This window comes from Flavobacterium cryoconiti (assembly GCF_048158645.1).
Taxonomy (GTDB): domain Bacteria; phylum Bacteroidota; class Bacteroidia; order Flavobacteriales; family Flavobacteriaceae; genus Flavobacterium; species Flavobacterium cryoconiti.
On record NZ_JBLNKW010000005.1, the window covers coordinates 165,005 to 177,151 of the forward strand.

The following is a 12,147-nucleotide window of genomic DNA, read 5'->3' on the forward strand; positions in this document are numbered from 1 at the left end:
CTTTTTTTATAAACTGTTATCTTTTGTAAACTGAATTACTTCACTTAATTTACCAAATGCCATAGCCACAACGGTATCTGCTGCACCATAATAAACGGCTAATTTATCTTCTTCTATATCATGCAAGGCAGCACAAGGAAATACAACATTGCCAACATCTCCTACTTGTTCGTAAATTTCTGCTGGTCCTAATAGGTAAGGTTGTGTTCTGTATTTTACCTGATCTGGTGCATTTTCATCTAAAATAGCTGCTCCCATAGCATAACGGAAACCATTGCAAGTATTGATAACGCCGTGGTATAACATCAACCAGCCTTCGTCTGTAAGAATCGGGATTGGTCCTGCTCCAACCTTGGTACATTGCCAAGCGCTGTCTTCAAAAGGAGTTGGTTTCATCACGCAACGATGTTCTCCCCAATATTTCATATCCGGACTATAACTGATCCAAATATCTCCAAAAGGCGTATGACCGTTATCACTTGGACGACTTAACATTGCATATTTTCCGTTTATTTTCTGTGGAAACAAAACGCCATTTCTGTTGAAAGGCAAAAAGGCATTTTCACATTGAAAAAATTCTTTGAAATCGAAAGTATACCCAATACCAATTGTTGGTCCGTTGTATCCGTTACACCATGTAATCCAAAACCGATCTTCGATGAAAACAACACGAGGATCATATTTATAAGCCGATTCAATCATTTCAGTATTACCGGACTGCATTACAATTGGTTCATGATTAATATCCCAATCGATACCATTCTTACTAAAACCGGCAAAAATATTCATTTGAACTGCTTTGTTATCACATCTAAAAACACCAGCAAATCCATCCCCAAAAGGAACAACGGCACTGTTAAAAATACTGTTTGATGATGGAATAGCATATCTGTCTATAATTGGATTATTAGAATATCTCCAAATTACTTCGGTACTATTTTCGGGTCTGTCTTGCCAAGGAATTACGCTCATGATCTCGTTCTTAATTATTAAACTTTATTTTTTGTTTTTGTTTTTTCTTCTTTGAGTATAAGTATTTCTAACACATAGAAGCATCGATTTTGTAAACCTATCTGATACACATAACCAACTATGCGAAAGAAATGTGTTTCTATGTGTTAAATATTTTCTTAGTCCGTTATTTTTCGAATTTTATCTAACCATGTGAATTTTAGGATTGTTGTTGTCACTAAAAACACTGTTAATGCTATAATAGCCTTTGGATAATCTTTGATAATAAAGAATATCGGAAGCAAAATCATACTGGACTGCCATACAATTCCGATGAGACAATTCAGCATATCTTTCCAGAAATCATTATTTTTTTCGAAAGTCTGATCTTCAATTTTTAATGTTTTATAAACCGGATTCCACCAACCCCAAGGTCTTACATTGGTGTAGAAAGATCTTAGAACTTCCATATCTGTTGGTTTACTTAAGAAAGTTCCTAAAAGACAACCCAAAATGGAGAAGCCAAATATTACCGGAAATAAATAAATTGCCTGCACTTCGGATAAATCATATAAAAAAGATCCTGACGTAAAGTTTCCTTTATTTTGCCCTAAAACAAACTGGAAAGAAGCTACAATTAATCCGGCAAACATTCCCCAGAAATAACCCCAACCGTTAAATCTCCACCAAATCCATTTTAAGAAATTGGCAGCCACATAACCGCCATATAATGCACTGGTAATCCATAAGGTTAAGGAATTAATGGAGTCTGCAAAGAATCCCATGAAAACGCCTAAACCAACAACCAAGAAAGAAGAAATCTGACTCACTTTGATATAATGTGCATTTGTCGCAACCGGTTTGAAGTATTTTTTATAAATATCATTTACAATATAAGCTGGACCTGCATTTACAAAAGCGGAAAATCCAGACATAAATGCAGCCAGTAAACCAGCTAATAAAATTCCTTTAATTCCAACTGGGATATACAAATTGACCACCTTTGGCATTAATAATTCTAAGTCTGCTCCCGTTAAATTACTATTTGCATTTAATTCTGGCGCTAAATTCATTAAAGCGATTACCACTATTCCTGTAATTAATAAATATCTCGGAATGAATAAAATTAAGTTGGTAAAACCACTCATATAAGCCGCTTCTTTTACCGATTTTGTAGAAAGAATTCTTTGTAAATCGTAACTTGGCGTAGGTCCTGCAACACTGGCAAAGAAACCTTTGAATAAAGTCATTCCGATAAAGGCACCAAACATTTTGTATCCTTCAGAATCTATTAAAGTATTGAAAGTTTGAAATTTATCACTCCATTGGGTTTCAAACTGCCATCCGAAGAAAACATTTTTCCATTCCTCAGTAATAACCGAATTAATCTGAAGTTCTGAATAATTGATAAAAGCGTAACCTGCAATTAAAACACCCGCAATAATCATAATGATGTATTGAACCACTTCTGTAGCCACTACTGAAAACATACCGCCTTTAACGGTATAAATCGTAGTTAAAAGTATAATAATCAAAGCATAAGAGCGCTCTGAAGTCAATACAATTAAATCCCCATAATGAAGCGTTAAATCCCAAGGAAGAATGATGGTTACAAATTTCCCGATTCCTTCAAAAAAGTAAGCAATAAAACCAATTGTAGAAATGATGGCGAAAATGGCAACAATAATATGCGATGCTTTTCCTGCTCTATCACTTCCAAAACGAGTTAAAATCCATTCAGAACCCGTCATAACTTTCGATCTTCTTATCCAAACGGCCAGAAACATCATCACAAAAATCTGATTCCAAATTGGCCAAAGCCACATAAACATGAAACTTTTTACGCCATATAAAAATAATACTCCAATCATCCAGGAAGTTCCTGAAACATCAAACATTCCTGATCCGTTGCTTAGACCTAAGAAATACCATTTGATGGTTTTTCCACCAAGGAAATAGTCGTCTAATCCTTTTGATGCTTTTCTTGAAATCCAAATTCCTATTCCTACCGATAGTAGAATATAAGCTACGATGATTGATACGTCAATAATATCCATTAATTTTATTTATTAGTTAATTAATTTGGTTGGTTGGTTATTTTGTTAAGCCCCAGTTTTTATTGGGTTTTGATCCCATGACAAAATGTAAAATTCCGCCTTGTACTATTTGTTTATGCGTAATTGCTGTTTTATTAAATGCTACACCGTTTAGGGTTGCTGACTGGATATAAAAGTTTTTGTCTGAAACATTTTCTGTTTCAATTACAAACGTTTTTCCGTCTTGAAGATTGATTGTTGCTTTTTCGAAAATTGGACTTCCAATTTCATATTCTCCCGAAGCAGGATTCATTGGATACAATCCCATTGAACTGAATACATACCAAGCCGACATTTGTCCGCAATCTTCGTTTCCACTTAATCCGTTAGGTGTGGTATTGTATTGCGTATCTAAAATATGACGTACCCAATATTGTGTTCGCCAAGGTTGACCAGCATGATTAAACATATACGCAATATGATGACTTGGCTCGTTACCATGTGCATATTGCCCTATCAATCCTGAAATATCAGCAGATACATTACTTCCCGTAATCTCTGAACTCTCCGTAAATAAATGTTCTAAACGATTGGTAAAAATCTCATTACTTCCATGTAACGAAATAAAATCGTCTACATTTTGTGGTACAAACCAACTGTGTTGCCATGCATTTCCTTCGGTATAATCAGTTTGTTCTCTGTGGTTTGAATGTTTGGGATCAAAGGGTTCATTCCATGATTTTCCATCTGCTGATTTCCCTCTCATGAATCCCGTTTTCGAATCAAATAGATGTTGATACGCTTTAGATCGGTTTAGAAAAAATTGATAATCTTCGTTTTTACCTAAAGCTTTCGCCATTTGTGCCACACACCAATCATCATACGCATATTCTAAAGTAATAGTAACGGATTCGTCTAATAAATTATAAGGAATAAACCCGTATTGTTTATACAAATTCAATCCGCGTTCGTCTTGCATCATGGTTGTTTTCATCGCACTATAGGCTTTTTCAGCATCAAATCCTCTGATTCCTTTTTGGTAAGCATCTACAATTACCGGAATAGAATGATATCCAGTCATCGTATTGGTTTCGTTAGCATAAAGCGTCCAAACGGGTAATATCTTTTTAGTATCATAATACGCTAACATAGAATTTACAAGATCCGAAACCTTATCTGGAGCGACTAAAGTCAATAAAGGATTTTCGGCTCTGAAAGTGTCCCAAAGTGACAAAGAGGAATAGGCAGTATAATTTTTAGCCGTAACAATCTCATCATTCTCTTTCCTGAATTGCCCATTTTTATCACTGTAAGTCACAGGCGCTAATTGCGTGTGATACATAGCCGTATAAAATATTGTTTTGAGTGAATCTACAGGAGTTTCTACAGTAATTTTATTTAAAGCCGTGTTCCAAGTAGTGGTTGCTTTTGATTTTACATTTTCAAAATTGAAGTTCTCAGCCTCTAAATTGTCTTTTGCATTAGCAATACTAACAGAGGATAACGCCACTTTTACAAGTAATTCATTGTTGTTATTCCCATCAAAAAACAATTGCGCTGTAGTATGTTCTCCTTCAGATGCAGTACCTGAAACTATTTTTTGATTGGCTGTTAATGTGGATTCTGAAATAGGTTTAGAAAATTTAGCCACAAAAAATACTTTTTGATTTTTTGCCCATCCGGTACTAAAACGATACCCACTTATAGTATACTTATCTTCAATTGTAATGGCTGTTTTTAAGGCTTTATCCCAATTTATTGCAAAACCAAGATCGATTACAACAGATTGCTTATCTTCTTTTGCAAATGTATATTTATGAAATGCAGTTCGCTGTGTCGATGTTAATTCTACATTAATTTTAGGGTCTTCAAGGTAAACTTGATAATAACCAGGAGTAGCTTTTTCGTTAGCATGGCTATACGATGATTTGTAAGGAAACTGATCGCGAGAAGTTGTTTTTGCAGTTAAATCAACTTTTTTATTTATTGGCATAAATAATATATCTGCCAAATCACCAATACCGGTTCCGCTTAAATGTAAATGACTAAAACCTGCCACAATAGAATCCGAATAATGATAACCTGAGCACCAATCCCAGCTGGAAACTCCATTGTCAGGACTTACTTGCAGCATTCCAAAAGGAACGGTTGCCCCCGGATATGTATGTCCATGACCTCCAGTACCCAAAAAAGGATTTACACGATTAACAAAAATATCTTCTTGGAGGTTATTTTTATTTATCTTTATTTTACAACTTGTAATTAAAATTACAAACAAAACAAGCAAGGAAAAATTCTTCATATCAAACAATCTTAATTTAATTTTAAATTTATATAAATTTAACATCTACTGAAATTAATTTAGACGGATAACATATAAACTGACCTAAACATCAAAAAAATAGTAACAAACCATACTTTCCTCCCCATGATGATTTTCAACACTAGTAAATTATACCGAATACCATTGCATTACCACATTATCTTTTGGCTAACCTATTTTTTATTTAATACATTTCGTTGGGGGAGCTATTTCAATGATTATTTATATTCCTTGAAAACAAATTTATTGGGCTTTCCCATTCACATGACCTTATGTTATTTGAATATTTTAGTTCTTATGCCTCATTTGGTTTACCGAAAAAGATACCTATTATATGTCCTTTCAATTTTATCGGCCATATTTATTATGGTCTTTATAAAATTTAACCTTACTTACTTACTAATAACTCATAATGTTTGGCCGGAAGGACCAGAAACTATTGATAAATTATCTCTCAACTATACTATTGATATGATGATGGGGGAACTTTATGTAATTACATTTGTTACGGCAATTAAGATTACATTAGACTTTTTAAAAGAACAAAAAAGAGTAACCGATCTTGAAAAATCACAATTAGAAACAGAATTACTTTTCTTAAAATCACAAATTTCTCCGCACTTTTTTTTCAATACGCTGAATAACATTTATTCCTTATCTGTAGAAAAATCTAATAAAACACCAAAAATAATTTTAAAGCTTTCGGAGTTAATGCGCTATATGCTTTATGAAACTAAAAACAAGCGACAAACTTTAGAAAACGAAATACTCTGCATTCAAAACTACTTGGACCTAGAGAGAATCAGAAATGATGACCGATTAGAAGTAAACATAGCTATCTCTGGAGATATTCACGATAAGGAAATAGCGCCTATTTTATTGCTGACTTTTGTTGAAAATGCGTTTAAACATGGCGTAAATAAAAATACCGGAAAGGTAAAAATTGATATTAATTTTAATGTTAAAGAAGATTTTCTTCATTTCAGCATTTCAAACCCAATGCCTACCATTACAAAACTTAAAGAAAATTTAAATATATCTAGTGGTATCGGAATTGAAAATGTAAAAAAAAGAATTGCTTTAGGTTATAATAAAAATGACTATAAGCTTTCTTTTAAAAATAAAAAGAATAATTTTGTCGTGAAGCTAGTAATTAAAGTATCTTAATACAGTTTATCTTTTTTTTTAAAATTATCCCCACTCAAATTATTTTGACCAAAACTAATAAAATAGAAATGAAAATAAAGTGTTTGATTATTGATGATGAGCCATTGGCGATTAATGTTATTAAAAATTACATAGAGCAAATTGAAGATTTAGAATTAATAAACACCTTTAGTAATTCAATAGAAGGTTTAAATTTTTTAAAAAACAATACAATTGATGTAATTTTTCTAGATATTAATATGCCTGTTCTTGATGGTATAAATTTTATAAAAAGTTTAGAAGACCCACCTTTATTAGTTATTACTAGCGCATATGATCAATTTGCAATAGAAACTTACGAATTAGACGTTTTGGATTACTTAGTTAAGCCTATTGAGTTTCCCAGATTGATGAAAGCGGTAAACAAGATTAACAAAAGACTCAACAATACCAGTAAAGTTACTCTGGAAAACAGTAAAGAAAACCCATTCATTTTTGTCAAAATAGATAAAAAGAAAATGAAGAAGATTTTTTTAAATGAAATTTTGGTCATCGAAAGCTTAAAAGATTACTTAAAAATAAATACTTTAACAGGCAAATACATCATACACAGCACACTATCCGATTTTACCAACTTATTACCTGAAAGAGATTTTATAAGAATACACAGATCCTATACCATAGCTATCGATAAAATTGATGCTGTTGAAGGAAATAGTATAGAAATAGAAGGCCTTAGATACGTAATAGGAAGATCTTATATTGATGATGTTAAACAAAAAATTTTAAATTCCTCTATTTAATAAAACCCTCTTTTTAGAGGTTACATTATTTAAAATATCAAACTTTGATAATTTAATCCAATTATACTTCTTTTTACACGACTAAGAATTGATTCAGATTTAATCTCCAATCTAGATTGTATGTAGATTTTTTTTCCTTCATTTAAAAAAAAACAATATATTTCTCTGAAATCTCAAAATATTAAAAGTAATTTTATTACATCTTGATTATTTATCTCTTACTATAATAAGCAAAAAAAATGCAACCAAAATGATTGCATTTTTAACAAAACCAGGTAACTAACCAAACAAACCACATAAATAATTTGTTGTTTATAAAAACAACATACTAAAAATGATATCGTTTAAACGCTTCAATAGCCGAATAATCTGCTAATCCTAAATCATGATATTTCTTTGCTGTTAATCTATTTCTATCTTCAACACGAACCCAAAACTCTCTGTTATCGTCACCTTGAAACATCACTCCATCTTTTTGAGTCTGGTGATAAAAAATAGCATGACGTTTTTTAAGCACCTGATCCGGACTCATAGGAACCGCCATTTCAATTTGATATGATTCCCACTCATGCCAGGCTCCGCGATACAACCAAACCCAACAATCATCCATATAACTATTGTGTTTTACAATTTTTAACGCTTCAAACAAGCTGTCCAGACATACTTTATGAGTGCCATGCGGATCTGCTAAATCTCCAGCGGCATATATTTGATGCGGTTTTATACTATCAATCAAATTGCACATAATTTCAATATCAGCCTCCGAAAGATTATTTTTCTTAACGGTACCCGTTTCATAAAAAGGAAGATCTAGAAAATGTACATTCGAATCGGCAACACCAAGATAACGTGTCGCTGCCAGCGATTCGCTTCTTCTAATTAATCCTTTTAATTTTCTAACTTCTAAAGAATCTATTTCGTTAGCCGATCTGTTCTTCAAAAACTGAATAATATCCTCCGATTCCCCAGAATTAACATTTAAAGCCTTAGAAATTTCAGCAAATTTTAAAGCTTCTTCATTAGAAACAGCAATATTTCCTGAGGTTTGGTATGCAATATGCACATCATGCCCCTGCTCTACAAGTCGGTCAAATGTTCCTCCCATTGAAATAACATCATCATCTGGGTGTGGACTAAAAATAATTATTCTCTTTCTTATTGGAGTTGAACGCTCCGGTCGATACGTATCATCTGCATTAGGCTTTCCTCCAGGCCAACCTGTGATTGTCTGCTGCATTTTATTAAACATTTTAATATTTAAATCATATGCAGTTCCCTCATCTGTTAAAAGACTGGACATACCGTTGTCATTGTAGTCTTTATCTGTTAATTTAAGAAAAGGCTTTTTGGTTAATTCAGTTAACCATGCAACTGCTTTCAATTTTAATTCTTCTGTCCATATACAAGGTCTAACTAACCAAGGCGTTTTTACTCTTGTTAACTCCGATGAGGCCTCAGTATCTAAAACAAACGTTGTGTTGCTATGTTCTTGTAAATAAGTAGCTGGTACTCGGGAAGATATTTCTCCTTCAATGGTTTTTTTTATAATTCCCGCTTTGCTAATTCCCCAGCCAAGAAGCACAATTCTTTTGGCATTTCTTACTGTGCCAATACCCATTGTGATTGCTTTTCTAGGCACATTATCGATTCCTAAAAAAGAAGAAGCCGCATCGACACGCGTCAAATGATCAAGGGTAATACTTCGCGTTCCTGAATTAATGTGAGATCCCGGTTCGTTAAATCCTATATGTCCTGTTCTACCAATACCTAACAGCTGAAAATCTAATCCTCCTAAGTATTTAATCTTCATTTCATAATCAATACAATATTGGTGCAAATCTTCACTACTCACTTTTCCGTCTGGAATATTAATATTTTCCGGAAGAATATTTACATGGTTAAAAAGATGCTCATGCATGAATTGATAATAACTTTGAATGTTATCCTTATCCATCGGATAATATTCATCTAAATTAAAGGTCACTACATTTGTAAAATTTAGACCGTCTTCTTTATGCATTCTAACCAGTTCTTCATAAACTTTTATTGGTGAAGATCCTGTTGCCAGTCCTAAAACACAAGGTTCATTTAATTCTTCTTTTCTCTGAATTATATTTGCTATTTCTTGTGCTACTAATACTGAAGCTTCTTGAGAGGAATGGAAAATAACATTATGAATTTTCTCAAAACGTGTTTCTTCAAACTTCCCTGCTTCTTTAAAACTTATACCTTCTTTAATCATTTGCCAGTTATTCATTTAATTAATTAAAATAAAATTAAGTATTTATAAATCTTTAACTACTAAAAATTCGACTAACAGCTAGTAGCCTTCGGCAAAAGACATAATTATAAACTTAAAGTGATTTTTACAGAATAATCCAATCTAACCTAATGTCCTTCAATAACATTTATTTCTCCAATAGAAACGGTTTGTCCTTTTTCTACTGCTGATTTAGCTACAAAACGCAAATATCTGGCCTTTACTTCCGCAAAAATTTTCAGTTGTTCTATAGGATTGTTTTTAATATTTGAAAACTCTCCTTGAGATTGCTTAGTCCATTTTATAGCATTTGTACTGGTATAAAATTCATAATTAGCTATTAAATTAAGAGTATTACCCACTTGTTGCGGAACATAGGTAAACCCGTTGATTTTAAGTAGGGTTCCCATATCAACAATTATTTCCTGAGGAAGTTTAACAGTATCGCTTCCAAAGCTCCAATCTGTATTTGGGTTGCCGTCTATAACCCGATTTACGGTTTTCAAATCGCCATTGGAGATAGAAACTATTTTCCATTTTTCCTTAGAAACTCCATACTTAGCTCTTTTTATGGCACTACTTATATTTTCTTTTGCATTTAATGCAATTGCTTTTATTTCGACTGCTTTATTGTATCTGAATGGTTCCTTATACAAAATACTTTTTACTGATGGATCAGAGCCGTCAACAGTGTAATAAATGCTGTTTCCTGCTTCGGATTTGATGGTAACTTCACCATTTTTATCTCGTTTTACCTCAGGAGCACGCACAAAAGTTGGCGCATTAAAGGCTTGAATATTAGAGATAACAATACTGGCTTTTGAATCTGTAATCGTTACTCTTAGTGCCGAAGTCATAACTCTATTGGTTCTTAGAATTCTTTTGTAACCAATAGTAGTTTCGGCAGCAATGGTTTTCCATTGTCCATCAACTTTAGCTTCAACAGTAAATGCCTTAACACGTTGTCCCAGTTTTATATATTCTTGAAGTAAGATTCTATTAACAGGTGTTGGTTGATTAAATTCAAAAATAATAGATGCCGTTTTCACATTATCATCCGTAGCCCAATAGTTGTTTTTATCCCCATCAATAACGTTTTGAGCAGTAAATTGGACATTGTTCCCTCTAACATTATCAGCACTGACTTTACTTCCGGCTAATACTTCCGTTTTAAAATCGGCTTTTATAGTTGCTACCAATTCTTTCAGTCTGGCTTCATCATTTTCATGAACTAAACCTCTTCTGTCAACAGGCAGATTAAGTATAAGATTTGCATTACGACCGATAGATTCATAATAAATATCTACTAATTCATCTAGTGATCGTACCTTATCATCTTCAACAGCATGATAAAACCATCCTGGTCTGATTGATACATCAGCTTCACCTGGGACCCATCTTTCTCCGTCCTCATGACCAGACATAAATTCGGAATAGTGTACTTTTCCCGCCAATTCATCTTTTTGACGTAAAAGACTCCAATTGGTTTGATTTGCACGACCTTCTTCGTTTCCTATCCATCGTGCTTCCGAAGGTCCAACTCCCCAAACCAATGTTTTAGGAGCTATTGTATAAATAAATTTATAGGTCTCTTCCCAATTATAATATTCCAGTGTATTTATTTTTCTTGTTTCATTGGCTCCTCCATAATATCCATCACCTCCATTGGCACCATCGAACCACATTTCAAAAATATCGCCATAATTAGTCAACAATTCTTTTAGTTGATTTCTAAAATAGGTAACATATGCCGGTTTACCATATTCCGAATTGTTCCTGTCCCAAGGAGAAAGATACAGTCCTAATTTTAAATTATATTCTTTACAAGCAGCTGCTAATTCTTTAATAACATCCCCTTTTCCATTTTTCCAAGGAGAATTTTTCACAGAACGCTCTGTATATGCCGATGGCCACAGGCAAAATCCATCATGATGTTTAGCCACTACTATTATTCCTTTCATCCCCGCTTCCTTAGCTACCCGAGCCCATTGACGTACATCTAAAGCAGTTGGGTTAAACAATTGAGGCGATTCATCTCCATACCCCCACTCTTTGTTCGTAAACGTATTTAACGAGAAATGAATAAAAGCATAAGATTCCATTTCGTGCCATTCAATTTGTTTTTGCGTAGGCAATGGACCAAAAGGTTTGGGTGGTTTTACCAATTCTTGACCACTAATTATTGGTATAATGCAAAAAAAACTTAGTAACAGAAAAATATTTTTCATCATGATTATAATTATTATTTTGTTATCAAACTTGCAACAACACAATGTTAAACTAATTTAATATTCTAATCCTAACTTTTTCGACCAACACCTATTTTAAAAGAGTTTTGGGATAATAAAAGACATTTTCTAGATAAAAGAATTCTATGAAATATAATAACCACTTCACATTATTAATTATGCTAATAGGTTTATATATGTTCTGTCATGCAAAAAAAAACAAACAGGCACAAAACACAATCAGGGGCAAAAAATGAGCTCATAGGGACCCAAATTTCTCATCGACAGCTTGAGTACTGCTTTGAACAGGTTATATATTTATCCTAACTGAGCGATTATAATATCAAATAACATAAAAAATAAATTTAAGAACGGAGAATATAATAAGTTCGCGACAGAA

At 33.0% G+C, this 12,147-nt stretch carries 7 protein-coding genes; 2 read left to right on the plus strand and 5 right to left on the minus strand.

Features of this window, described 5'->3' with window-relative positions; all coding sequences use genetic code 11:
- Positions 1-6: 6 nt before the first annotated feature.
- From ACM55H_RS09065 to ACM55H_RS09075, 3 genes are all read right to left on the minus strand, one after another.
- Positions 7-972 (minus strand): glycoside hydrolase family 130 protein, encoded by a 966-nt coding sequence (locus ACM55H_RS09065; RefSeq protein WP_416836201.1) that lies wholly within the window; start codon positions 970-972, stop codon positions 7-9.
- 158 nt (positions 973-1,130) lie between these two features.
- A complete protein-coding gene (locus ACM55H_RS09070) occupies positions 1,131-3,008 on the minus strand; it encodes a sodium:solute symporter family protein (protein WP_416836202.1) in 1,878 nt (625 codons plus the stop codon).
- A gap of 37 nt (positions 3,009-3,045) precedes the next feature.
- Positions 3,046-5,289 (minus strand): GH92 family glycosyl hydrolase, encoded by a 2,244-nt coding sequence (locus ACM55H_RS09075; RefSeq protein WP_416836203.1) that lies wholly within the window; start codon positions 5,287-5,289, stop codon positions 3,046-3,048.
- Positions 5,290-5,418: 129 nt separating this feature from the next.
- Between ACM55H_RS09075 and ACM55H_RS09080 the strand changes: the two genes are divergently transcribed.
- Positions 5,419-6,477 (plus strand): sensor histidine kinase, encoded by a 1,059-nt coding sequence (locus ACM55H_RS09080; RefSeq protein WP_416836299.1) that lies wholly within the window; start codon positions 5,419-5,421, stop codon positions 6,475-6,477.
- A gap of 68 nt (positions 6,478-6,545) precedes the next feature.
- Positions 6,546-7,259 carry a LytR/AlgR family response regulator transcription factor gene (locus tag ACM55H_RS09085; RefSeq protein WP_416836204.1) on the plus strand — a complete coding sequence of 238 codons (714 nt, stop codon included), beginning with the start codon at positions 6,546-6,548 and terminating at the stop codon, positions 7,257-7,259.
- A 328-nt stretch (positions 7,260-7,587) separates the two neighbouring features.
- On the opposite strand, the gene nagB is transcribed toward ACM55H_RS09085, so the two are convergent.
- Both nagB and ACM55H_RS09095 read right to left on the minus strand, forming a co-directional pair.
- On the minus strand, positions 7,588-9,501 hold the full coding sequence (nagB, locus tag ACM55H_RS09090; protein WP_416836300.1) for a glucosamine-6-phosphate deaminase: 1,914 nt from the start codon (positions 9,499-9,501) through the stop codon (positions 7,588-7,590).
- Positions 9,502-9,647: 146 nt separating this feature from the next.
- A complete protein-coding gene (locus ACM55H_RS09095) occupies positions 9,648-11,747 on the minus strand; it encodes an alpha-L-fucosidase (RefSeq protein ID WP_416836301.1) in 2,100 nt (699 codons plus the stop codon).
- Between the last annotated feature and the right edge of the window lie 400 nt (positions 11,748-12,147).